This window comes from Bacillus sp. 1A (assembly GCF_052682215.1).
Window position 1 is genome coordinate 1173078 of sequence record NZ_JBQYLZ010000001.1, and the last position, 24596, is coordinate 1197673.

Consider the following 24596-nt stretch of genomic DNA (forward strand, 5'->3'; position numbering starts at 1 on the left):
AAAAGAAAGGAGAATGAGAGATGGGAGAATCATGGGGAAAAGGAACAATTTGTGTGCAAGGTGGCTATACACCAAAGAATGGTGAACCGCGTGTTTTACCACTTTATCAAAGTACAACGTATAAATACGATACTTCAGATGATTTAGCAGCGCTATTTAATTTAGAGGCAGAAGGATATATATATACGCGTATTGGAAACCCTACTTTAGCTGCATTTGAGCAAAAGTTAGCGGATTTAGAGGGTGGTGTAGGAGCTGTTGCAACGGCTTCTGGGCAGGCTGCCATTATGCTTGCTGTTTTAAATATTTGTAGTAGCGGAGACCACTTGCTTTGTTCTTCCACAGTTTATGGCGGAACGTTTAATTTATTTGGAGTGAGTTTGCGTAAGCTTGGTATTGACGTTACGTTCTTTAATCCGAATTTAAGTGCTGATGAAATTGTGGCCCTTGCTAATGATAAGACGAAACTTGTTTATGCAGAGTCGTTAGGAAATCCAGCGATGAACGTTTTAAATTTCAAAGAATTTTCAGATGCAGCGAAAGAGTTAGAAGTACCTTTTATCGTGGATAATACATTAGCAACTCCTTATTTATGCCAAGCATTTGAGCACGGAGCAAATATTATCGTTCATTCTACGACGAAATATATTGATGGTCATGCAAGCTCTTTAGGCGGTATTGTCATTGACGGAGGGAACTTCGATTGGACAAATGGGAAATATCCTGAACTTGTTGAACCGGATCCAAGTTATCACGGCGTAAGTTACGTTCAAAATTTTGGTGCAGCAGCTTATATTGTGAAGGCGCGTGTTCAATTATTAAGAGACTACGGAAACTGTATGAGCCCATTCAATGCGTATATTAGCAATATCGGCTTAGAAACGCTGCATTTAAGAATGGAGCGTCATAGTGAAAATGCTCTCGCAGTTGCTAAGTGGCTTGCTAACCATGAACGTATTGAATGGGTGAATTATCCGGGATTAGATAGTAATGAAAATTACTCGTTAGCACAAACGTATTTGAAAAAAGGTGCTAGTGGTGTTTTAACATTCGGCATTAAGGGCGGATTAGAAGCAGCGAAAGAATTTATCGCAAATGTAAAACTAGCAACTCTCGTAACGCATGTAGCGGATGCACGAACTTGTGTTATACATCCTGCTAGCACAACGCATAGACAATTAAGTGCTGAAGATCAGCGTCTAGCTGGCGTTACATCAGATTTAATTCGTTTATCGGTTGGTATAGAAGATGTTTCTGATATTATTGCAGATTTAGAAGCAGCGCTAGTCGGAGGCAAAGAACATGCCGATCATAATTGATAGAGATTTACCAGCTCGCAAAGTGTTGCAGAAGGAAAATATTTTTGTAATGACGAAGGAGCGAGCAGAAACACAAGATATCCGGGCATTGAAAATTGCTATCTTAAATTTAATGCCTACAAAGCAAGAAACAGAGGCGCAATTACTTCGTTTAATTGGCAACACACCGTTGCAATTAGATGTTCACTTACTTCATATGGAATCACATTTGTCTCGCAATGTAGCGCAGGACCATTTAACGAGTTTCTATAAAACATTTCGTGATATTGAGAATGAGAAATTTGATGGACTTATTATTACAGGAGCACCAGTTGAAACTCTTTCTTTTGAAGAGGTAGATTATTGGGAAGAGCTTAAACGTATTATGGAGTATTCAAAAAAGAATGTAACATCTACGCTTCATATTTGCTGGGGGGCACAAGCTGGCTTGTATCATCATTATGGTGTTCCAAAGTATCCTCTTAAGGAAAAAATGTTCGGTGTATTTGAACATGAAGTTCGTGAGCAACATGTGAAATTGTTACAAGGGTTTGATGAATTGTTTTTTGCCCCGCATTCTCGTCATACAGAAGTACGAGAGAGTGATATTAGAGAGGTGACAGACTTAACATTATTAGCAAATTCTGAGGAAGCGGGTGTTCACCTTGTCATTGGGCAAGAAGGAAGGCAAGTGTTTGCGCTCGGGCATAGTGAATATAGTTGTGATACGTTAAAGCAAGAATACGAACGGGACCGCCAAAAAGGGTTAAATATTGATGTGCCGAAAAATTATTTTAAGCATAATAATCCAGATGAGAAACCACTTGTAAGGTGGAGAAGCCATGGGAATCTATTATTCTCTAATTGGCTGAATTATTACGTGTATCAAGAAACCCCTTATGTATTATAAAAAAAAGATTGTGTAACACGTGGCAACGTTTTCTTTGTAAAGATTAACTTATATTTTTCCGAATGTTCAAAAAACATTGTTTTTCAGATTTTTTACTCATATAATTTCATCTAAACACAATTTTTGAGGGGTGGACAGTATTATGAAAGAAATTCAAGTTGGTTTATTAGGTCTTGGGACAGTTGGGAGTGGTGTAGTTCGTATCATTACAGATCATCAAGAGCGACTTATCCACCAAGTAGGTTGTCCTGTAAAAGTAACGAAAGTACTAGTACAAAATATTGAAAAAGAGAGAGAGGTAGAGGTACCTTCTACTCTATTAACACAAGATGTAAATGAAATTTTAGATAATCCAAATATTGACGTTGTCATCGAAGTGATGGGTGGCATTGATGATGCAAAAGCATATATTTTGCAAGCTTTACAAAGTGGAAAGCATGTTGTAACTGCCAATAAAGATTTAATGGCGTTACATGGGGCGGAACTCTTAGCGGTAGCAAAAGATAATAAAGCAGATTTGTTTTATGAAGCAAGTGTAGCCGGAGGGATTCCGATTTTACGAAGTATCGTAGAAGGACTTTCTTCAGATCTTATTACGAAAGTAATGGGAATTGTAAATGGAACGACAAATTTTATTTTGACGAAAATGTCAGATGAAGGGAGAGCATATAACGACGTGTTAAAAGAAGCCCAACAACTTGGATTTGCAGAAGCAGATCCAACATCAGATGTGGAAGGTTTAGATGCAGCGAGAAAAATGACGATTTTGGCTACCCTTGGTTTTTCTACAAATGTAGAGCTTGGAGATGTGAAGGTAAAAGGGATTACTTCTATTACAGAAGAAGATATTGAATACAGTAAGAGTTTAGGATACACGATTAAATTAATCGGTCTTGCGAAGCGAGATGGTGAAAAATTAGAGGTGACAGTTGAACCGACACTACTTCCAAATACACATCCTCTTGCGGCCGTGCAAAACGAATATAACGCTGTATATGTGTATGGTGAAGCGGTCGGAGAAACGATGTTTTATGGGCCAGGTGCAGGAAGTTTACCGACAGCAACAGCTGTTGTTTCAGATTTAGTAGCTGTAATGCAAAATATTCGATTAGGTGTAAACGGAAATAGTGCGGTATCCCCGCAGTATAAAAAAGTATTAAAAGAACCAGACGAAATTGTTGTGAAGAAATTTTTAAGACTTCATGTAAAAGATGAAATTGGTGTATTTGCAAAAATTACTTCATTATTCTCTGAGCGTGGCGTTAGCTTTGAAAAGATTATTCAAATGCCGCTTGAAGAGAAAGGGAAGGCTGAAATTGTAATTGTGACGCATCGTGCGTCTCTCGCTGATTATGATTATATTCTACATACGTTGCAAGGGTATGAAGAAATAGATTGTTTGAAAGCAAACTATCGAATTGAAGGAGATGCTAAGTAGTATCTCTTCTCATAAAACAGAAAGAGCCTGTTAAGCATGAACAGCCCCCCGTCAAGTAGACAGTGAAAATAATAAAAACACCCTAAGCGGCTTCAGCCCTATATTCCATGGGGCTGAGGCCGTTTAGTCGTTTTTGGAATCGGTCATAATTATAAAATTGAATGTACTCGTCTACCGCTTGATTTAGTTCCTCAAACGTATCGTATTTGTGTAAGTAATATTTCTCGCACTTAATCGTTCCCCAAAAAGACTCCATTGGCCCATTATCAATGCATCTACCAACACGTGACATACTATGGACTATGCCTGTTTTATCTACACGGCGCTTGAATCCATGGGAAGTATATTGAAAACCACGATCGCTATGTAGAAGAAGTTCATCTTTAGATGAACGAATTGGCGCTTGATCAAAGGTTTTAAATACAAGTTGATTATTGTTAGAATGTCCTAGAACGTAGCTGACAATGGAACCGTCATACAAATCAAGAATCGCACTTAAATAAGCCTTCTTAGATGAGCCATACTTGAATTCTGTCACGTCCGTTACCCATTTTTCATTCGGTCTATTTGCTGTAAATTCACGATTTAATACGTTTTGTGTGACATGTTGTGGTGTGACATTTTTATAACGCTTTCTTTTTCTACGAATGACAGATTGTAATCCAGCTATCTTCATCAAACGATAAATACGTTTGTGATTGAAGGTTTCACCGAATAGGCGATTCATATTTAACACCATTCGACGATAGCCATAGATACCTTTTAATTTCTCGTGAAGGATTTGTATTTCTTCTATGATTTTTTTATTTTGTGTTTCTCTAACTGAAGGTGTACGGTTTACCCATTTATAATATGCTGCACGTGTAATGCCAGCGATTTTACAGAGTAGTAAGATTGGCATATTTTTTTCTTTATGAAGTTCTTGAATTGCGACATATTTATTTTCAAAACGTACTTGATTTAACGCCTCCTCTCGAGTTCTTCTAACTTTTTTAAAAATGCATTCTCGGCTCGTAACCGCTCATTTTCTCTTTCAAGTTTCTTCATTTCTAATTTCACTTTTTCTTCTGGTGAAAGCTCTTGTTCTTCCTTCTTTCTTCCACGTCTATCTTTTAATGCTTCATCTCCACCATTGTTATATTTCTTGACCCACTGATAGACCTGTTGGTAAGAAACATCATACATGTCAGCGGTCATTTGAAAGTTTTTATTGTTCTCCAAACAGTATAGGACAATTTGAATTCGTTCCTCCCAAGAGGTTATTCTCGTTTTCGTCATAGATCGTATCTTTCCTTTCAACGTATCTTTCAACTCTCTATGACTATTATAATGCTTTACCCATCGCTGGAGAACGGATCTACTTGAGATTTCATGTCTTCTAATAATTTCATATTGAGAATATTTCCCTGATAAATACTCCATAACCGCTGTTTCTTTGACTTCCTTTGAATATCGTTTCCATGATGAGCTTTTTTGTAGACCTTCAATCCCATATTGTTCAAAACACTTCATCCATTCCTTGAATGAATATTGCGTAACTTGATACTTCTTACAAAGTTCTGTAATTGTATAATTTCCTTTTCTATAAGCAAGCAATAGCTCTAGCTTAAATTCAGGAAGATACCGTTTTTTGGACATCAAAAAAACTCCCCTTAAGATCAAACAGATTTTTATTTTTTAATCTGTCTACCTTAAGGGGAGCATATCAGCAGCTTGCTTAATAGGCTCTTTTCTATTTAAAATCTTCGTACCAATTTGAATAAATGCTTGGATAATCCAGCCTGTTGTAAAGGATAAGATGATTGTTCCAAAATAGATAGGTCCATCTAATAGGAAGCTTAATGTTAAAAATAAAAACGCTAACGAAATTTCTGTTCTTCTAAATGTCCATTTCTTTTTCTCAGAAACGGTTAAAACGAAAGCTTCTTGAGGTGCTACGCAAAGGTTTGTAGAGACGTAAAGACCAATTCCAGCTCCAACGAATAGATTTCCGCAAATAAGTGTTATATATTTTGGAAGAGAACGGATAGCGTCCATAATAGTTGGCATGGAACCAATCCAATCAACAAAAAGAGAAATAAGAGCCATCGTTACAATTGTACCGATCGTAATTTGTTTTTTATTCCAAAAGAGTACGATAAGGGTAAAAGCAAAGTTAATTATGAAAATCCAAAAACCGATACTTATCCCAAAATTTTGATATAGTGCAATAAAGAAGGAATCATAAGGGCTAAGTCCAAAGGAAGTAATTGTCGTCATCATATTAATACCGATGGCGAGAGTGAGTAGACCGCCAATGAAAAATATATATTCTAATTTGAATCGAAGCATAGTTGTATATCCTTTCAAAATATATTTGCTAGGAAAGGATATATTGTGGAAAGCTTACCAGGTCAAGGGAGAATTTTTGCAGAGAAGGGGAAAATGAGATGACGAATATAAGGAAGATTGCTGAACTTGCTGGAGTATCTGTTTCAACTGTTTCACGTGTACTGAATAATCATCCATATGTGAATGAACAGAAACGAAAAGAAATTTTAGCAATTATAGAAGAATTAAATTATACGCAAAATGTGAATGCAATTCATTTAGTGAAAGGAAAAACGAATGTCATTGGTGTTTTATTACCGCACGTAAATGATCAATATTATAGCGCTATTATCGAGGGAATATCAAAGGAAACAGCAAAGAATAACTATAATATGATGCTTTGTCAGACGAATTATAGTGAGGAAAGAGAATTAGAAATTTTGAATATGTTAAAAATGAAAAAGCTTGATGGGGTTATTATATGTTCCCGAGCAAATAGTAAGGAAAAGCTTGAAGAATATACGAAATTTGGTCCAATTGTTATGTGTGAAGAAATAGACTCGAATTTCATTTCGAGTGTGCATATTGATTACTATAAAGTCTTTTCGCGCGGGATGAAGAGCTTAATAGATGCCGGCCATACAAGTATTGGGTATTGCATTGGAAGAAGTAATAGCATTAATAGTCAGCGAAGAAAACAAGCGTATGAGGATTCGCTTCAACAGATTGCTGTAACACCGATGGAGGCCTGGAAGTTTAAAGGCTGTTTTACAGTGGAAGATGGGCGTAATGTAATTAGGGAATGGGTCCATATGTCAGTAAAACCAACCGCGTTTCTTGTATCTTGCAACCATATTGCGGCGGGAATGGTAACGGAAGCGAAAAAACAAGGAATTCGTATTCCGGAAGATATTACGATTATCGGTTGTGATGATCAAGATGTGGCGGACATTTTAGGTATTACGACGATTTCGTATTGTAGTAAAAATGTTGGTGTGAAGGCATTTGAATTGTTATATGACAAGATTAATGATGAGAAAATCGATATAAAGCATGTAGAGCTATTGCCAGAATTAGTACATAGGGAAACAACATAATAGATAAGGTTTGAAAATCGCTTTTCAAAATTGCGTTTGGTATAATTATGGACAATCTATGAGGGCTAAAAGGGGTTTTGATATGAGATCAAAAGTAGTAAAAGTAATTCTACTCATTACAATTGCATCTTTCTGTTTATTTGCATATGGCTTTGTTTCAGGTGTAAATGATGTGTTAAATCCGAAAGCTTCAAATTTAATTAAAAAGACCGATGTAGTGGCAAAAGAGAAAAAGAAAACGGGAACGTTAAAAATCGTTAGTTTAGGTGATTCATTAACACGCGGTGTTGGTGATAACGAAGGAATTGGCTATATTGGAAGGGTGAAAGAAGATTTACAAAAAGATTATAAGCAAAAGGTTGCTTTAACGAACTTAGCTGTTAGTGGTGCGAAAATGCCTGACTTATTAAAACAAATGGAGAGTAGTGGCGCTCAATATTCAATTAAGCAAGCAGATGTAATCGTTTTAACGATTGGAGGGAATGATTTATTTCCAGGTTGGGAATCGCTTGGAAAGGTAGATTTAGAAACATACCGTCCTGATACAGAAACATTCCAAAATGAAGCAAAGAAAATTATAGAAGAAATTCGTAAGTTAAATACAGATAGTCCTATTTTTTGGCTAGGTTTATATAATCCTTTTGAAGATGTAGAAGATTTAAAAGGTTCTTCAAACATTGTTGTAGACTGGAATGCGTCTTTAGAAAAGTTAGCGATAAATAATAAAAATGTGTATATTACACCGACATTTGATTTATTCCAAAACCGCGGGAAAGATTTATTATACTCCGATCATTTCCATCCGAATGAAGTAGGGTATACATATATGGCAGACCGATTAGTTCAAAATGTTGCGAGTAAATTAAAACTAGAACAAGGAGGGGGAAAATGACGACGATACTTTCTGTACGAGACGTGAAGAAGGTAATTGGAAAGAAGACTATTGTAGAGAATATTTCCTTCGATGTAAAACAAGGAGAAGTGTTTGGCTTCCTAGGACCGAATGGCGCCGGAAAAACAACTACCATTCGAATGTTAGTTGGATTGATTAAAGAAACAGAAGGTACAATTTCTATCGGTGGTTATTCTATTAAGGAAAATTTCAGAGAAGCGATGCGTCAAATTGGGAGTATCGTTGAAAACCCAGAACTGTATACATATTTAACGGGATGGGAAAATTTAAAACAATTTGCCCGTATGCTAGGTGATATATCAGATGAACGTATTATTGAAATTGCTCAAATGGTTCATTTAGATGAAAGAATTCACGATAAGGTAAAAACATACTCACTCGGTATGAAACAGCGCCTTGGCATTGCGCAAGCGCTTCTTGGAAATCCAAAATTGCTCATATTAGATGAGCCAACAAATGGTTTAGACCCAGCTGGAATTAGAGAACTTAGGGAATTTATACATAAGCTTGTAAAAGAAGAAAACATGAGTGTGTTTATTTCAAGTCACTTGCTAAGTGAAGTACAAATGATATGCGATCGGGTTGCGATTATTCATAAAGGAAAAATGATAACAGTTGCCAAGGTTGAAGAGTTAATTAAAACAGCAAGTGATCGTGTAGAATGGATTGTTACACCGATTTTTAAAGCGAAAGATATGCTAGAAGATGCTGAGGAAGTAAGAGAAGTGAGTATAGAAGGCGATCGATTACTATGCCGCATGGATATTGCATCTATAAGCAGTTGGAATAAACATTTTGTTCAAAATGGGATAGATGTGCATAGCGTTAAGGAGCTCGTATTTACGCTAGAAGATTTATTTATTGAACTCACAAGGGGTGAGCAACATGCGTGAATTTGCGAATCTAGTTTTAAACGAATCAGAAAAGATTTATCGTAAGAAACGGATTGTTGTTGTCATGCTTATTTTAGCAATCTTAATTCCACTTTTCGTATATGCACAGTATCGTGAAATAGAAACGACACAAAAACGACTCGGGACAACGGATTGGAAAGTTTCGCTGCAACAACAAATTGTCGATTCTCAGAATCGGTTAAATAACTCTAGGTTGCCAGAAGAATGGCGTGATTGGTTAAAGGTAAGAGTGGAGCAACAACAATATTATTTAGATCATGATATTAACCCGATGGCACCGGGCGCACCTACTTTTGTAAGGGCGTTTATTGAGCAAGGAATTACATTGTTTATTCCGCTTCTCGTAATGATTGTCGCTATTGATATTGTTTCAGGAGAACGAAGTGATGGAACGATGAAGATGTTACTTACACGGCCGATCCGGCGCTGGAAAATACTCCTTAGTAAGTACGTGACGATGTTATTTTTCATTTCACTCATACTGCTTCTTGTCGGTTTGTTTGCTTACGTATTATCGGGGCTTGTATTTGGATACTCAGGATGGAATTTACCCGTTTTAACTGGGTTTGTTATCGATAAGGAAACGTTAAATACGAATTTTGTACATCTTATTCCGCAGTGGCAATATATCTTGATGGCGTACGGATTAGCTTGGTTTGTTGCTATCGTTGTCGGAACTATATCATTTATGGTTTCTGTTTTAATTCGAAATACACCAGCTGGTATGGGCATTATGCTAGCCGCATTAATTGCAGGTGGTATTTTAAGCTCATTCGCAACATCTTGGGAAGGTGCGAAATATATTTTTAGTGTGAATTTATCATTAACGGATTATTTATCAGGGAAATTACCTGCATTACAAGGTTTGTCCATGGGATTTTCTTTAATGAATTTAACTGTTTGGGGAGTTGTATCTCTTATTATTTCATTTGTAGTATTTACAAAGCAGGATATGGTGAATTAATTGAACAGGAAGTGAAAGTATGGAAAATGTTTTAAAAAATGATTGGGGACCATTATTGGCACCAGAATTTGAGAAAGAATATTATCGCAAGTTGGCTGATTTTTTGAAAGAAGAGTATAGTACACATGTTGTTTATCCGAAGGTAGAAGATATTTTTAACGCTCTTCAGTATACAAGTTATGAAAATACAAAGGTCGTTATTTTAGGACAAGATCCATATCATGGACCGAATCAAGCGCATGGTTTAAGTTTTTCTGTACAACCTGGTGTTAAAACACCACCATCATTGTTAAATATGTATAAAGAACTTCGAGAGGAATATGGTTATGAAATTCCGAATAACGGTTATTTAGTAAAGTGGGCAGAGCAAGGAGTATTACTACTAAATACAGTATTAACAGTTCGTCAAAGTGAAGCAAATTCTCATAAGGGAAAAGGATGGGAACACTTCACAGATCGTGTGATTGAACTGTTGAATGAACGTGAAAAGCCAGTTATTTTCATATTGTGGGGGCGCCATGCGCAGGCGAAGAAGAAGTTAATTACGAATCCGAATCATCATATTATCGAATCTGTACACCCAAGCCCATTATCGGCAAGACGTGGTTTCTTTGGTAGTAAGCCATACTCTAAAGTAAATACGATTTTAGCTAATATGGGCGAAAGAGAAATTGATTGGGAAATTCCAAATTTGTAAATAAAAAAGGTAGTTAACAGTCGTTAACTACCTTTTTGTTATTATTGTTGCTCGTTCTTTAATTTTGCATCTAGTACAAAAGTACCGAATGGGATAACTGATGAAACAAATGCCCCAAGTGCCCATGCAATTGATTTGCGGTGTACGATTGTTACTTGAATTACCGCAAAGATAAATAGAATAAATAAAACACCATGAGCCATACCTGTAATTTTAACGGCTGTTGCAAATCCTGCAAAATATTTTAATGGCATTGCTACAAATAATAGTAATAGGAAAGAAATCCCCTCAATTAAGCCGATTGCTCTTAATCGTCCGATTGGTGTAGATAACATAAAGTAGCCTCCTTTAACGTATGCTTGTTTATAGTAAATTTGTATTCTTTTTCAAAATAAAATAGTCTATTTTGTTTCATTATATACAAAAAGAAAGTTTACACTACGAGAATAGTGCAAAGTTCAAAATATAGTCACAAAAACATGAGAATTTAAATAAAAACCTATTTGAAGTGTTTGACTTCAAATAGGTTTTATGGGTGAAAATATTAAACGAGCGCTTCTCTTTTTAATACAAATTTCTCTACAACTTTTGCAACACCATCGTTCATATTTGTATCTGTTACGTAGTTTGCAATTTCTTTAATATCATCTGGTGCATTGCCCATTGCAACACCAAGACCAGCGAATTCGATCATTGCCTGGTCGTTATAGCTATCGCCCATTGCGATAACTTCTTCACGCTTAATGCCTAGCTTTTGAATTAATTGGTTTAAGCTCGTTCCTTTTGTAACACCAGCTTCAGTAAATTCTAAGAAGAATGGTTTCGAACGCATAACGCTTAATTGGCCTTCTAATTGTTTTTGTAGTTTCTTTTCTACTACAACAAGGCGTTCAGCTTCTTTATTCATTAATACTTTTACTACAGGCTCTTTAACAGCAGCTTTAAAGTCATCTACTACAACAATTGGCATACCAGTAATATCGCCCTCAATTTCAGTATAAGGATTATTTTCTTCCGTTACGATATCATCGCCAATGTAAGTATGAATCCATACATCTTCATTTTTACTAATTTCAAATAGGTTGTGAACGATTTCAGGAGATAGCGTACTACTAAAGATTTCTTCGTTTGTTTTACAGTTAATAATTTTTGCGCCATTAAAAGATAGAATGAAACTACCGTATTCTTCTAAACGAAGTTCTTTCGCTACATTGCGCATACCAAACGTTGGACGTCCAGAAGCAAGTACAACTTTTACACCTTGCTCTTGTGCAGTCATTAGAGCCTCTTTCGTACGAGGTGAAATGGTATGGTCGTCACGTAATAAAGTATCATCTAAGTCTAAAACAATCATTTTATAAGTCATATTGAAAATTCCTCTCTTTGTTGAAATAGAAATAAAGTTTTATGAAGATATTGGGGAATATATAGTAAGACATCGAACTTCTTTATGTGAAGCTAGGAGAAGTTCTGTATTTTTAGTATAAATTATCACGAGCACGTTGCCCATGATAATTTATACTGCTAATGCCCGATCGATGAGAGCTAATCATTAGTAAAGATGAGTGGCTCTCATTGATCAAAGTTGCACTTTATCATTATCGTAACAACTCTAAAGATAGAGTGCAATAATGGAAGTTTTCCAATTTACGATGGTTGTTTTTCTGTAGAACGAGAAAATAGTATTTCGAGCAAAATTGCCATTACAGATCCGAGAACAAGACCGTTACTTAAAAACGATGCTAGAAACGGCGGGAGTGTAGAAAATGCTCCTGCTGGAACAAACATAACTCCGACTCCTGTAAAGATCGAAAGACCCGCTACTTTAAATAATCGTTCTTTATCCTGTACTGTTTCGTATTCGCGAAAGGCAAGACCAATCATGCTTGCAAATACAGGGTAAATGGCAGCATATCCGACTGCGACAGGTATCGCCGCAAAGAATGAAGTAATCTTTGGGAATATACTAACGAAAATAATAAAGCTTGACCCTAACATAAATGGGAGTCGTTTATAAATATTAGTCGTTGCAATAAAGCCTGCTGATCCAGAAATCGCGACAGGTCCAATAGCTGAAAAAAGGCCTCCTAGCAATTGATTTATTCCTGTTATAATACCGGCTTGTTTGAAACGATCTGGTGCTGCATTCTTTTCATACTTAGAGACAATCCTTTGCACAACGCGAATACTTGCTAACATATTTGTTAGAAGTAATAGTGTAACGAAAACTACCGTAATTGCCATGTTCCATTCAATGCGAGGCATTCCGAAAACAAATAGAGACGGAAAACGGATTATATCTGTCACAGGCGTTACTGGATTAGATAATCCGAAGCATGCGAATAATATCCAGCCGCAGACGATACTGAAAAGAACGGAATATTGTCCAATAATAGGTAGCTTCATGATGAAAAAGGATAGTAAAATAACAATGAGTGAAAGAATAAATACGTCAGCTTGTACTTCTGTATGTTGCCCGTCAAGGCCGAACATTCCCTTTAAGAAGGACCCGCTAAGTTGCGCGACAAGAAGAAATAAATATGTTCCAATGACTGTCGGTGTAAAATAGCGGACTAGTTTATCGATGAGTCCAAAAACACTAAGAATAATACAAATGATACCACTTAATAGGAAAGCGTACTGAAGGACTTTAAGCGTTTCATTGCTGGATCCAAATAATACGACACCTAAACTTGCATAAAGGGAGAAAATACCCCACCAAAGTCCAGCAGGACCTTCTTGAATAGGAAGTTTATGCCCAAATATAGCTTGCAGTAGGCCAGCAAAGCCAAGAACAAATAATGTTCTTTGTACGAATGCAATAGCTTCAGCGCCATCGAGACCATAATTAGTTGCGACGCTAATTGGTACAATAAGGCTTCCAGCTAAAATAAATAGTGCCCATTGTAAGGCGGAAAGAAATGTTTTCATTATATCAACCTCTTTCATAGATTCCGTATCTAGTATATATGTATTTCATTTCCACTGGCAAAGATTGTAGATAGAGAAAAGAGTTGAAGCGCAATATGAATGCACGTAAGCAATTATGGATAGCAGTTATATGTATGACTTTTGTTGTAATTCTAGGAACGCTAGGATTTATGATGATTGAAGAGATTAGTTTGTTTCAAGCATTTTGGATGACGATGATTACTGTATTGACTGTTGGATACGGAGATGCCGTTCCTGTAACGCAAGCGGGGAAAGTATTTGCACTCCTTATTATACCTGTTGGTGTCGGTATTGTTACGTATGCAATTGGTGTAGTGGCAGCTATGATTATTGAAGGGAATTTATTTCATGCAGTACGGAGGAAGAAGATGGATAAACAAATAGCACAGTTACAAAATCATATTATCGTATGTGGTTGCGGTAGAGTGGGGCTTCAAGTTGTACATGAATTGCAAGAAAAGAAAATCCCATTTGTCGTTGTTGATAAAGATGAGAGTATATTGGAACAGGAAAAGCTTTTATTTGTACACGGAGATGCAACGGAAGACCAAGTTTTACATCATGCTGGAATTTCAAAGGCAGCTGGTTTAGTTGCTATCGTAGCAAATGATGCTGAAAATGTATTTATTACATTAACGGCAAGAGGGCTAAACGATGCAATTAAAATTGTGGCAAGGGCGGAAAAACCAGAAACCGAAGACAAATTAAAGCGTGCTGGGGCAAATAAGGTGATTAATCCATCTAGCATGGCAGGAATTCATATTGCAAAAGGTATTGCGAATCCGCTAACAGTTCATTATATTGATACAGTACTATATGGCATGGAACAGTCATTTATAATTGAAGAAATTGCAGTCGGCAAGGGTTCTATTTTAGCTAGTAAATCGTTACTAGAGAGTGATGTGAGAAATCAATTTGATGTAACAATTTTAGCGATTTTGAGAAATGGGGATGTTATACATAATCCAACGGGGCAGGAAAAACTACAAGAACATGATATGATAATAGTGTTTGGTTCAGTAGAGAAGCTAGGACAATTTGAGAAAGAACTACAAAGTAAGAGGTGACAAGGAATGCAAATATCGAGCGATAAGATTTTAAATAAAATGGCGAATGAAATTGCAAAGGCAAAAAGCAGTGAAGGGCAACAATCAAAAGCGCATTTATTAGTTGTGCGAGCGTTATGTGATTTATTATTAGATGAACAAGCTGAGCCTTCTATGTATAGAGAACCTGAGATTCCATCACAAGTAATTGGATCTCAGCCTATGACGACAGTTCAACCAGTTATGCCGGTTTCTGGAGAACCTGTGTATATAAAAGAAGAAGGCGCAAACGGTAATTCTTTATTTGATTTTTAGAAGATAAATCGTTTGGCTTATATGAAAAAATTGCTTATGATAAAGGTAAAAAAAGGGGAATTAAGATGAAAATTTTCTTTTTACTAGGTTGTATTGCGGCAGGGCTATCTGTTGCGCTAGGGGCTTTTGGAGCACACGGTTTAGAAAATAAAGTTTCTGCAAAAATGTTAGAAGTTTGGAAAACAGGCGTTACATATCAAATGTTTCATGCAGGTGGACTATTCGTAGTTGCTTTATTAATGGATAAAATTCAATCATCACTTTTAACTACTGCTGGCTGGCTTATGGTAGCTGGGATTATTATGTTTTCAGGTAGTTTGTATGCATTAAGTACGACAGGTATTAAGTTCTTTGGCCCAATTACACCTCTTGGTGGTGTAGCGTTTATCGTGGCATGGATCTTAGTCGGAACTGCAGTTGTAAAAGGCTTATAAAAAAACAAAAGCTGGCATATGCCAGCTTTTTTTATGGTCTTGGAGCATAAGTTGCTTGTTGACTAGGTAAATACATAATTTCTTCTGGGAATTCTACATAATCTAAGTAAATCATTAGTAGTAAAAAACGTTTCCCCGATTGCGGTTCACTAATAACGATGTGATCACGTCCAGCTGCCTCAATAATACCTGTATAAGATTGTGTACCGAGTGAACTACCACGCTCATAAGTCATTACTACGGTGGCTTGCTTGCCTTTGTTCAAGCGAAGAATATTTTCAATATACGACTGTTCTAATGGTAACATGCCTTGAGAAACGGCATATTGAGCTTGCGCAGCTTGTTGTTGCATCGCTTGCTGTTGTTGCTGTTGCTGTGGGGTCATTTGTTGCGGTTGTACATAAGTTCCAGATGGTTGATAAAAACCTGTTCCGTAATACGGGTTTTGTTGCTGTGCCATTCAAAAATCCCTCCTCGTTATCAATCCTTAATATACGCCAGGACAATCCTCGCCAGATGGCTGGAAGAAGCAGTGCTTTTTGAAGCGACCAGAGTTTTGTTGATTATACCAAGTTGGCGGACAAGGGCCTTCTGGTCTAAAAAACCATAAGGAAAAGTTGGCGGGCCAAAAACGTTGTCCTTGAATCGTTCGCCTTGCTAATGCGATATCTTGTTCTCTTGCACGTTGATAAAAATACCCTTTTTGCGTTGCCTCAAAACCGCCAGGATTTTGATAAACCATTTGACGTAAATTACGTATTTTTTTAAAATCTAAACAATTTCCGCGGACACGATTTACCCCTACGTTTCCGACCATTAACATTCCTTGTTGTCCTTCTCCTTCGGCTTCAGCACGCATCAGTCTAGCTAATAACTTTACATCTTCTTCGTTATAAGCAATAACACCCATTATGTGTCACCTCTCTTTTTGGAATACCTTGTGGAAAGAGGTTTATTTCTAGATGAAGTGTGTAACGATTACTAGTTCATACGTATGAGAAAAAGGACTCAGATATGACAACCAAACGAAGTTTTACATGGAGAGAGGAAAATAAAAAAAGCTAGCGTGAGCTAGCTTTCCATCATTAAAATACTTTAGACCATAAGTTTGAGAAGAAATCTCCGATAGAGCGCATTGTTAATACGAACCAATTTGCCTTTTCAACTTCTTCTGTCGTTTTTGCAGTAACTTTCATACTTTTACTACCGTCTAAGAAACCATATTTATCAGTTGATTCTAAAGTAATTGAGCCTACTTTGGCATCTTTCTTAATAGGAGCAACTAAATGTCCATCTTCAGCAAGAGATTTATCTACTTCAGTCCCAATTTTATAAGGATCTTTGCTACCTTTTTTCGCGATTACTGTTATTTCTTTTTCCGGTACAACAGTTACTTGATCTTCTTTACCTTTTACTACAGAGATTGTATTATTTTTATCAACTTTTAGCTTTTGTTTTTCGAAGTTATTAAACCCGTATTCGATTAATTCACGAGATTCTGTGAAGCGCTCGTCCATTGATTTTGTTTTAATAATAACTGAAATAAGACGTACATCACCACGTTTAGCAGTAATAGTGAATCCATATCCAGCGGTATCAGAACTACCAGTTTTTAAACCATCTGTTCCTTCATAAGAGAAAGCAGCACCTGGTAACATCCAGTTCCAGTTTTCCATACGAATTGGTTTCGGATGATTATCTGGGAAGTTTCTAAATCTTTGTTTTGTATCCTCTAGCATTTCTGGATACTTTGTAATCATTGCTTTTGAAAGCATACCCATATCGCGAGCTGACATGGAATTTTCTCCATTCGGATCCGTTCCCTCAGGGTGTTTTCCTTTTAAGTCAGCGTTATTTAACCCAGTAGCGTTTACAAATTTATATTTCTTTAACCCTAGTTTTTTTGCATGTTCATTTGCAAGATTTAAGAAGTTTTTCTCACTTCCTGCAAGAAGTTCTGCTAAGGCAATACTAGATCCGTTTGCAGAGAAGATAACGATAGAATGATATAATTCTCTTACAGTATATTGACGTCCCTTTTCAAACGGAACGTTAGAGAATTCATTATTACGTGAAACTTCATAAGCATAATCAGAAATGTTTACCTTTGTATCCCAAGTGATTTTTCCTTCTTTAATTGCTTCTAATACGGCATAAACAACAATTAATTTTGACATACTAGCAATAGCTAGTAATTCATCTGGATTTTGTTCATGCAGTATTTTTCCTGTATCTGCATCAAATAAAAGTGCAGCTGCCGCCTCAATGTGTATTTTTTCTTCCGCATGGGATGTTGTTACTCCTAAGGAAGAAATTGACAATAAAAGCGCTAGTAAAATAGATAAGATTTTCTTCATATAGATTATCACCTTCGCATCGTTATTAGCATGTAGCCCGTACCATTTTAGCATAAATTTGGATATAGAAAGGTTACAATTTTGTAAGGAAATTGAAAAGAATTTGTCGATTTTTGTTCAAATTTGCAGAGAAAAGAAGTTTTTTGAGGAGAAATATAGAGGGTAATAAAAAAAGGAACGAAATTCGTTCCTTTTTTACGATTTGCCCCGCTATTTGCCGGGCAGTAAGATCCCACCTAAAAATTAAGCGAAAGCAAAGAAGTTAGATGGGCGATCAACTGCTCGTAAAAGCCCGATTGGTGAAGGCTAATAATTAGTGGGGATGAACAAAACCCCCACTGATTAAAGTTTCACTTTATATGTGTAAAAATTTCTCTACCTTTTCGTCTGGTAAAATGTTTCCAACGAAAAATGTTCCGAATTCACCATAACGAGCACTTACTTCATCGAAGCGCATTTCATATATAAGTTTTTTAAATTGAAGAACATCGTCAGCGAATAATGTTACGCCCCACTCAAAATCGTCGAATCCAACTGATCCTGAAATAACTTGGCGTACTTTACCTGCGTACTGGCGACCAATTTTACTATGACTGTACATCATTTTTTTACGTTCTTCCATAGGAAGCATGTACCAGTTGTCATCACCTTGGCGACGCTTATCCATTGGGTAGAAGCAAATGTGATTTGCTTTTGGTAGTTCTGGATATAAGCGAGCTAAGATTTGTGGGTTTTGATATGGATCTTCATCAGCTGGAAGGTAGTTGCTTAGTTCAACAACAGATACGTAAGAGTATGCAGGAACCATATATTCAGCTAATGTTGTTTTATTCAATTCTGTCTCAATTTCATTTAACTCTTCCATTGTTGGACGTAAAATCATAAGCATAATATCAGCTTTTTGGCCAACAACAGTATACATTGCATGACTACCTTTTTTCGCGGTAGATACTTCGTTCCATTTTTCAACGACATTTAAAAATTCAGACACAGCTTGTCCGCGTTCGTCGCTAGATAATGTTTTCCATGCAGCCCAATCAATAGAACGTAAATCATGTAAACAATACCAGCCATCTAACGTTGTTGTTGCTTCACTCATTCTATTCACCTCAGTTAATGATAGTTTTACACGTTAACTATAGCATATATAGTTTTAAAATCATCTATATAAAGCCTTGGCGCATAAATTTGTCACATTTAAATTTACTTAAAAATAGGAAGAAATAAGGGTTAAAGCGGATTTATTTCTATGCTGAATTTTATGAAAATATAATCATTTTTATTTTATCTATTTTTTGGGAGCTATAAGTTTAAAATATAGAGGAAAAGCAGTATTCTTAAAGATAGAGTTTTTTTAACATAAGTAGGAGGGTTTATTCGTGAGCAACTTATTTACAACAGTAAAAGAAAAAGTTCAAGGAAAAGGCATTTCTATCGTACTTCCTGAAGGAACTGATGAAAGAATTTTAGGCGCTGCAGAGCGTTTAGCAAAAGAAGAGTTAGTACAACCAATTTTAGTTGGTAATAAAGAAGAAATTAGCGCAAAAGCTGCTAGCATGAATTTAACATTAGCAGGCGTTGATATTTATGACCCAGCTACATACGAAGAAATGGATGCAATGGTAGCATCTTTCGTTGAACGCCGTAAAGGTAAAGCAACTGAAGAAGACGCTCGCAAAATCCTTAAAGACGAAAACTACTTCGGTACAATGCTTGTATACATGGGCAAAGCACACGGTTTAGTAAGTGGTGCAGCTCACTCTACAGCTGATACAGTTCGTCCAGCACTTCAAATCATTAAAACAAAACCAGGCGTTACAAAAACTTCTGGCGTATTCATCATGGTACGTGAAGAAGAGAAATATGTATTCGCTGATTGTGCAATTAACATTGCACCAAACAGCCAAGATTTAGCTGAAATTGGTATCGAGAGTGCGAAAACTGCTGAACTATTCGGTATTGATCCACGCGTTGCTATGTTAAGCTTCTCTACAAAAGGTTCTGCGAAATCTCCAGAAACAGAAAAAGTTGTAGAAGCAACTCGTATTGCAAAAGAAATGGCTCCGGAATTAACTTTAGATGGAGAATTCCAATTCGATGCTGCATTCGTACCATCTGTAGCCGAGAAAAAAGCTCCAGGTTCTACAATTAAAGGTGATGCTAACGTATTCGTATTCCCAAGCTTAGAAGCTGGTAATATTGGCTACAAAATCGCTCAACGTTTAGGTAACTTCGAAGCAGTAGGACCAATCTTACAAGGTTTAAATATGCCTGTAAATGATTTATCTCGCGGATGTAACGAAGAAGAAGTGTACAAGTTAGCTTTAATTACAGCAGCTCAAGCACTTTAATTCTATAATGAATCGAAATAAAGACCGTCGCTATTATAGCGACGGTCTTTATTTTTCTAAGCCAAGTGCTTTATTGTTACGATCAATAATACGTTGTAAATTCGTCTCATATAAAGGTATTTCATCTATTGTTAATTGAGATGGTGTTAACTTTGGAGCGAATTGCTGCAGTGTTTTTAAAAGGCGCATCATTAAATCTTGTACTGTAATGGTTTCGCCAAGTAATTCTGAAAGTGAAGCCATCGTACTCGGTACAATTTCAGGATACGTAAAGCGTGTTTCTTCTCCTTGAATGGCTAGGTTGTAGAAATCACGAACGAGTGCGGCACGCTCAGAGCCACTTCCTGTAGCACAAAGATAAATTTGGACAGCGACACCGCCGCGAATACGTCGCTGTGAAATGCCAGCAAATTTTTGATTGCGAATACTTAAGTCATAGCTACCAGGACAGTAAGAGCCAACAATTTCTTTTGCCTCGATTGTAACATCGTAATCGTTTAACATTTCCTTAATTAAATGCCACATTGTATCGTATCCAAGATCAATATCGATACCTTTTTCTGTCTCTTGGAATAAAAGTGATATGTTTAAAACACCTTCATCAAGTACGACTGCAAGTCCACCGGAATTACGAACGATAACATTGAAGTTGTTTTCTTGTAAAAAGGAAATACCTTCTTCCAAGTGTGGTAGGCGTGAATCTTGAATGCCAAGAACAATTGTATTGTGATGAACCCAAGAACGCATTGTTGCAGCTGATTGACCATTTCCAATGCTTGTGCACAGTGTGTCATCCATTGCGAATGACTGCAATGCATGGAATGTTGGTCCCAAACTAGACTGATCTACAATACGCCACTCTGGCTGAGATAAAATGGAACGGGAATTGCTCATATAACTAACCCCTTATCTTTAAAATGACAATCTCTATTATAGCAAAAAATGTAGAAACTGGTTTTTTCATATATAAAGGGAAAGTTTAAAGGTGAAATAATAAAAAGGATGCATACAATGCATCCTTTTTATTCTGCAATTTTTTCTAAATTACCGTTTCGATCCATTCGGAAAGATGTTTGAGAACGTTCTTCGTCATCCATGACTGCCAGCTTACGAGCACGGTTCATAATATTCATAAGTGTTTCGTAATCTTCTTGTACAGTATGAGATTGTTTTTCTAATTTTTCTAGTTTCTTTTCTAGTTCTTCATTTCGAAGGATTTGTGATTTAATTTCTTGTTTCAATCTCGTATTCTCGTTTTCAAGAGCTGTCACTTTTATATTTGAAGATCCGACCGTTTGTAAAAAATAAATAACATCTTGCATTGTCATAGAGCCTTTTGCAGCAGGAACAGTAGGTTCTTGATATGGAATAGCTTCTTTATATTGCACAATTGATTCCTCTTGTACGAATTCTTCATAGTCAGTTATCGAATCTGAAGCTGGTGGTGTATAAAGTAAACGTTTTTTCGCTTGTTCACCGCTTGCAGCACGCATTTTATCTTTACGATGTTTTTTTGCTAGTTGAAGAGCTTGTTCATAGCTATAGCGAACAACAGCATTCCAACGGAAACCACAGGCAGCCGATGTACGATTTAATTGATCACCCACTTCTTCAAATGCATTTAATTGAGTACTTCCTTCTCGAACGTGACGAAGTACAGTTTCAGCAAGTAATAAATCATCCTCATCCGTCCAAGCATCTTGTCTTACTTTCATAGATTCAACTCCCTTTCTTTTTATGAACTTCCTATTTTTATAATGGGCAAAAAAATGAGCTTTTATACAAAGCTTTTAAAAATATGGTAGATTTCGATGAAAGGTATAAATTTTGCTATGAATGATGAGAGCTTATGAAGAAGAGCATATAAATATGTAACATTATATGAAGAAAGAGCGTTGTAAGGACACTTGCAACGAGCTTCAAAGAGCGGTAAAATACCATTTAGTGTTTATTTTTAAATGTACTTGTGAAAAGTTTAAAATAGAGGAAGTGTTATATATAATGGGAAACGAATTTCGTGTGTGCGATGATTGTCAGGCAACGAACGTTAAAACGTTGATTCCAAAGTTAAAAAAAGTAGATTCATGTGCAACGATTGAAGTTGCATGTCAGTCTTACTGTGGTCCTGGTCGTAAAAAATCATTCGCATTTGTAAATAATCGTCCAGTCGCGGCTCCAACAGAAGATGAATTAATTGTAAAAATTGAAGCAAAGTTAAATAAGTAAGAAAAAGAAGAGTGAACAGATTACTCTTCTTTTTTTATGCCCATACGAGGAATGAGTTATTCTACGAAAATACAATTGAGTAGATTAACATTCAATGAAGGAGGAGCATCATCTATTCATTCAAATATAAATTTATATTTCAAAATAATGGTTGACAGTCTTTTGAAGCGATAGGTAGAATAGAAAGTGTCTGATTCTGAGAATCATTATCAAGAAAAGGTCAATTAACCTAATTTTTTTATTACTATTTGAGAATAAATTTCATTTCATTAAATATATGTTGTTGGTTAGGATGGTTGAGGTATGGAAGCGAGCGCAAGGAGTATAGAACAGCAAGATGTGAATGTTAAAGAGATTAAGAGCAGACCGCTCGTTGCTTCTATTATTTTAGTAGCAGGTACAGTTTTGTTAGCTTTAAGCATGGCAGTTTCTATTTCGTTTGGTGCTGCAGATATTAGTTTAAAGACTGTATGGCAAGCTATGTTTCAGTTTGACGGTTCTATTACGTATCATAACGTAATTCAAGAACTTCGCATGCCTAGAGCAATAGGGGGCGTAGTTGCAGGTGCCTTTTTAGCGGTATCAGGGGCAATTATGCAAGGTATGACGCGAAATCCACTTGCTTCACCATCGTTAATGGGAATTACAGATGGAGCTGTATTTGGAATTGCAATTATGTATGCATTCTTCCCTAATTCACCTTATTTAATATTCGTTATCGCATCTTTTATTGGGGCTGCGTTTGGAGCGAGCATTGTATATGGAATTGGGTCTTCTTCACCAGGTGGATTAACACCTGTGAAGTTAGCTTTAGCGGGTGCAGCAATTAGTGCTTTATTAGGGGCCATTTCATCTGGAATTGCGCTATATTTCAACCTTGCCCAAGAGGTGAGTATGTGGAATGCAGGCGGAGTTGCGGGAGTGAAATGGGAAAGTATTAATATGTTAGTACCAATTGGCCTTGTTTGTCTCTTTATTGCAATTATGATGTCGAGGTATATTACAATTTTAAGCTTCGGTGAAGAAATTGCGATTGGACTTGGTCAAAATACGACATTAATTAAATTTATCGGAACAGTACTTGTTCTTGTGTTAACAGGTTCTGCGGTTTCTATGGCAGGATCGGTTGGATTTGTTGGTCTTGTAATCCCGCACATGACTCGTTTCCTTGTAGGCTCAGACTATAGATGGGTTATTCCATGTTCTGCGGTCTTAGGTGGGCTATTAATTGAATGTGCAGATATGTTATCTCGCGTTATTAATCCGCCGTTTGAAACGCCAATTGGAGCAATTACAGCGCTAATTGGGGTTCCATTCTTCCTCTACTTAGCACGTAACGAAGGGAGAGGGAAAATGTGAGGACAAGTGTCTTAACAAAAAAGAACGTTTCTGTTTTAACAATCTTAGTAGGATTAATCGTTACTGTATTTTTAGTAAGTTTAAATACAGGGACATTTAAAATACCCCCAATGGACGTATTAAAGTCATTGGTTGGACTTGGGGCTGAAGATCAGTCTGTTATTTTATTTGAATTCCGTATGCCGCGTATGGTCATTGCTATATTAGTCGGATCCGCTTTAGCGATGTCAGGTGCGATTTTGCAAGGGTTATCACGAAATCCACTTGCTGATCCAGGTATTATCGGTATTAACGCTGGAGCGGGATTAACAGTTGTTATATTCGTCTACTTTTTCTTCGGAAAAGTTGGGACTGGTACATTTTTATCTGTATTTATCCTTCCATTCTTCGCGTTAGTTGGTGCAATATTAGCGGCGGTTATTATTTATTTACTAGCATGGAAAGACGGCGTTTCATCAACGAGATTAATACTAGTTGGTATCGCTGTTGCAGCCGGGTTTGGTGCTGTTAGTTTAATTTTTTCTATGAAGATGACATCTAACGATTTCCGCTTTGCTACGATTTGGTTAGCAGGAAGTCTATGGGGCACAGATTGGAAGTTCGTGCTAAGTGTACTTCCATGGATGGTTATTTTCTTGCCACTTGCTATTAGTAAGGCACACATATTAAATGTAATGAATCTAGGTGACTCCACAGCTGTTGGCCTTGGTCTAAATGTAGAAAAAGAAAGACGTAAATTATTATTTATTGCAGTTTGCTTAGCTGGTGCATCTGTCGCTGTTGCCGGAGGAATTGGTTTTATCGGTTTAATGGCTCCGCATTTAGCGAGGCGCCTTGTTGGTGGTAAACATCAAATTATGCTGCCTACCGCTGCACTAATAGGGACGTTTTTACTCTTATTCGCAGACGTAATTTCAAGAAGTGTGTTAACAACTTCAGAAATACCGGTCGGTCTTGTTATTTCTGTAATTGGTGCACCATATTTCATATATTTACTTATGAGGACAAAATAAAG

26 protein-coding genes are annotated in these 24596 nt (G+C 36.6%); 15 read left to right on the forward strand and 11 right to left on the reverse strand.

All coding sequences use genetic code 11. From position 1 onward, the window contains the following. The first annotated feature begins 20 nt into the window (after positions 1-20). The 3 genes from ACUN0F_RS05895 (at position 21) to ACUN0F_RS05905 (ending at position 3646) form a co-directional block, all read left to right on the forward strand. Complete coding sequence (locus tag ACUN0F_RS05895) at positions 21-1319, forward strand: bifunctional O-acetylhomoserine aminocarboxypropyltransferase/cysteine synthase (protein ID WP_000504750.1); 1299 nt, start codon at positions 21-23, stop codon at positions 1317-1319. Then, positions 1303-2208, forward strand: coding sequence for a homoserine O-acetyltransferase MetA (metA, locus tag ACUN0F_RS05900; RefSeq protein WP_046958583.1), 906 nt, complete (start codon positions 1303-1305; stop codon positions 2206-2208). The genes ACUN0F_RS05895 and metA overlap by 17 nt, the downstream gene beginning before the upstream one ends. Before the next feature lie 142 nt (positions 2209-2350). Next, positions 2351-3646 (forward strand): homoserine dehydrogenase, encoded by a 1296-nt coding sequence (locus ACUN0F_RS05905; protein ID WP_046958582.1) that lies wholly within the window; start codon positions 2351-2353, stop codon positions 3644-3646. Positions 3647-3728: 82 nt separating this feature from the next. Here ACUN0F_RS05905 and ACUN0F_RS05910 read toward each other — a convergent pair. Both ACUN0F_RS05910 and ACUN0F_RS05915 read right to left on the reverse strand, forming a co-directional pair. After that, a protein-coding gene (locus ACUN0F_RS05910; RefSeq protein WP_445539244.1) for an IS3 family transposase occupies positions 3729-5284 on the reverse strand; the annotation gives its coding sequence in 2 pieces (ribosomal slippage) (positions 3729-4642 and positions 4642-5284; 1557 coding nt in all). Positions 5285-5332: 48 nt separating this feature from the next. Next, positions 5333-5977 (reverse strand): YczE/YyaS/YitT family protein, encoded by a 645-nt coding sequence (locus tag ACUN0F_RS05915; RefSeq protein ID WP_445539245.1) that lies wholly within the window; start codon positions 5975-5977, stop codon positions 5333-5335. Positions 5978-6075: 98 nt separating this feature from the next. On the opposite strand from ACUN0F_RS05915, the gene ACUN0F_RS05920 reads away from it, so the two are divergent. From ACUN0F_RS05920 to ACUN0F_RS05940, 5 genes are read left to right on the forward strand one after another with little or no spacing between them, the layout of a single operon-like run. Beyond that, positions 6076-7053 carry a LacI family DNA-binding transcriptional regulator gene (locus ACUN0F_RS05920; protein WP_088123810.1) on the forward strand — a complete coding sequence of 326 codons (978 nt, stop codon included), beginning with the start codon at positions 6076-6078 and terminating at the stop codon, positions 7051-7053. A 10-nt stretch (positions 7054-7063) separates the two neighbouring features. Continuing rightward, a complete protein-coding gene (locus ACUN0F_RS05925; protein WP_445539246.1) occupies positions 7064-7945 on the forward strand; it encodes an SGNH/GDSL hydrolase family protein in 882 nt (293 codons plus the stop codon). Further along, a complete protein-coding gene (locus ACUN0F_RS05930; RefSeq protein ID WP_264461395.1) occupies positions 7942-8859 on the forward strand; it encodes an ABC transporter ATP-binding protein in 918 nt (305 codons plus the stop codon). The genes ACUN0F_RS05925 and ACUN0F_RS05930 overlap by 4 nt, the downstream gene beginning before the upstream one ends. After that, on the forward strand, positions 8852-9844 hold the full coding sequence (locus tag ACUN0F_RS05935) for an ABC transporter permease (RefSeq protein ID WP_445539247.1): 993 nt from the start codon (positions 8852-8854) through the stop codon (positions 9842-9844). The genes ACUN0F_RS05930 and ACUN0F_RS05935 overlap by 8 nt, the downstream gene beginning before the upstream one ends. A 19-nt stretch (positions 9845-9863) precedes the next feature. Next, positions 9864-10541, forward strand: coding sequence for a uracil-DNA glycosylase (locus tag ACUN0F_RS05940; protein WP_088123806.1), 678 nt, complete (start codon positions 9864-9866; stop codon positions 10539-10541). A 41-nt stretch (positions 10542-10582) separates the two neighbouring features. Here ACUN0F_RS05940 and ACUN0F_RS05945 read toward each other — a convergent pair whose 3' ends face one another. The 3 genes from ACUN0F_RS05945 to ACUN0F_RS05955 all read right to left on the reverse strand — a co-directional run bounded on the left by ACUN0F_RS05945 (position 10583) and on the right by ACUN0F_RS05955 (position 13472). Continuing rightward, the gene (locus ACUN0F_RS05945) at positions 10583-10876 is read right to left on the reverse strand and encodes a DUF3817 domain-containing protein (protein WP_000953389.1); all 294 of its coding nucleotides are present in this window, start codon (positions 10874-10876) and stop codon (positions 10583-10585) included. Positions 10877-11085: 209 nt separating this feature from the next. Further along, positions 11086-11907, reverse strand: a complete 822-nt coding sequence (locus tag ACUN0F_RS05950) for a Cof-type HAD-IIB family hydrolase (RefSeq protein ID WP_000221375.1) — start codon at positions 11905-11907, stop codon at positions 11086-11088. Positions 11908-12188: 281 nt separating this feature from the next. Beyond that, complete coding sequence (locus tag ACUN0F_RS05955) at positions 12189-13472, reverse strand: purine/pyrimidine permease (protein ID WP_046955487.1); 1284 nt, start codon at positions 13470-13472, stop codon at positions 12189-12191. 95 nt (positions 13473-13567) lie between these two features. Between ACUN0F_RS05955 and ACUN0F_RS05960 the strand changes: the two genes are divergently transcribed. The 3 genes from ACUN0F_RS05960 (at position 13568) to ACUN0F_RS05970 (ending at position 15288) form a co-directional block, all read left to right on the forward strand. Then, on the forward strand, positions 13568-14560 hold the full coding sequence (locus ACUN0F_RS05960) for a potassium channel family protein (protein WP_264461391.1): 993 nt from the start codon (positions 13568-13570) through the stop codon (positions 14558-14560). A 6-nt stretch (positions 14561-14566) separates the two neighbouring features. Continuing rightward, complete coding sequence (locus tag ACUN0F_RS05965; protein ID WP_001167358.1) at positions 14567-14854, forward strand: YwdI family protein; 288 nt, start codon at positions 14567-14569, stop codon at positions 14852-14854. A 65-nt stretch (positions 14855-14919) separates the two neighbouring features. Then, positions 14920-15288, forward strand: a complete 369-nt coding sequence (locus ACUN0F_RS05970) for a DUF423 domain-containing protein (RefSeq protein ID WP_000688322.1) — start codon at positions 14920-14922, stop codon at positions 15286-15288. A 31-nt stretch (positions 15289-15319) separates the two neighbouring features. On the opposite strand, the gene gerQ is transcribed toward ACUN0F_RS05970, so the two are convergent. The 4 genes from gerQ to hemQ all read right to left on the reverse strand — a co-directional run bounded on the left by gerQ (position 15320) and on the right by hemQ (position 18744). Further along, positions 15320-15748 carry a spore coat protein GerQ gene (gene gerQ, locus ACUN0F_RS05975; RefSeq protein ID WP_048560446.1) on the reverse strand — a complete coding sequence of 143 codons (429 nt, stop codon included), beginning with the start codon at positions 15746-15748 and terminating at the stop codon, positions 15320-15322. A gap of 27 nt (positions 15749-15775) precedes the next feature. Then, a complete protein-coding gene (gene cwlJ, locus ACUN0F_RS05980; protein WP_000538163.1) occupies positions 15776-16198 on the reverse strand; it encodes a cell wall hydrolase CwlJ in 423 nt (140 codons plus the stop codon). A 175-nt stretch (positions 16199-16373) separates the two neighbouring features. After that, the gene (locus ACUN0F_RS05985) at positions 16374-17645 is read right to left on the reverse strand and encodes a serine hydrolase (RefSeq protein ID WP_327972667.1); all 1272 of its coding nucleotides are present in this window, start codon (positions 17643-17645) and stop codon (positions 16374-16376) included. A 355-nt stretch (positions 17646-18000) separates the two neighbouring features. Then, entirely contained in the window at positions 18001-18744 is a 744-nt protein-coding gene (gene hemQ / locus ACUN0F_RS05990) for a hydrogen peroxide-dependent heme synthase (protein ID WP_001287602.1), read from the reverse strand. A gap of 280 nt (positions 18745-19024) precedes the next feature. Here hemQ and pta point away from each other — a divergent pair, with 280 nt between their 5' ends. Further along, on the forward strand, positions 19025-19996 hold the full coding sequence (gene pta, locus ACUN0F_RS05995; protein WP_000067226.1) for a phosphate acetyltransferase: 972 nt from the start codon (positions 19025-19027) through the stop codon (positions 19994-19996). A 48-nt stretch (positions 19997-20044) separates the two neighbouring features. Here pta and ACUN0F_RS06000 read toward each other — a convergent pair whose 3' ends face one another. After that, complete coding sequence (locus ACUN0F_RS06000; RefSeq protein WP_000071958.1) at positions 20045-20890, reverse strand: lipoate--protein ligase family protein; 846 nt, start codon at positions 20888-20890, stop codon at positions 20045-20047. A gap of 128 nt (positions 20891-21018) precedes the next feature. After that, on the reverse strand, positions 21019-21711 hold the full coding sequence (locus ACUN0F_RS06005; protein ID WP_000868353.1) for an RsfA family transcriptional regulator: 693 nt from the start codon (positions 21709-21711) through the stop codon (positions 21019-21021). A 286-nt stretch (positions 21712-21997) separates the two neighbouring features. Between ACUN0F_RS06005 and ACUN0F_RS06010 the strand changes: the two genes are divergently transcribed. The 3 genes from ACUN0F_RS06010 to ACUN0F_RS06020 all read left to right on the forward strand — a co-directional run bounded on the left by ACUN0F_RS06010 (position 21998) and on the right by ACUN0F_RS06020 (position 24594). Next, a complete protein-coding gene (locus ACUN0F_RS06010; protein WP_000526075.1) occupies positions 21998-22222 on the forward strand; it encodes a DUF1450 domain-containing protein in 225 nt (74 codons plus the stop codon). A 303-nt stretch (positions 22223-22525) separates the two neighbouring features. After that, positions 22526-23581, forward strand: a complete 1056-nt coding sequence (locus ACUN0F_RS06015; protein ID WP_445539248.1) for a FecCD family ABC transporter permease — start codon at positions 22526-22528, stop codon at positions 23579-23581. Beyond that, positions 23578-24594 carry a FecCD family ABC transporter permease gene (locus ACUN0F_RS06020; RefSeq protein ID WP_001260774.1) on the forward strand — a complete coding sequence of 339 codons (1017 nt, stop codon included), beginning with the start codon at positions 23578-23580 and terminating at the stop codon, positions 24592-24594. Before ACUN0F_RS06015 ends, ACUN0F_RS06020 begins: the two co-directional genes overlap by 4 nt. Positions 24595-24596 lie beyond the last annotated feature (2 nt).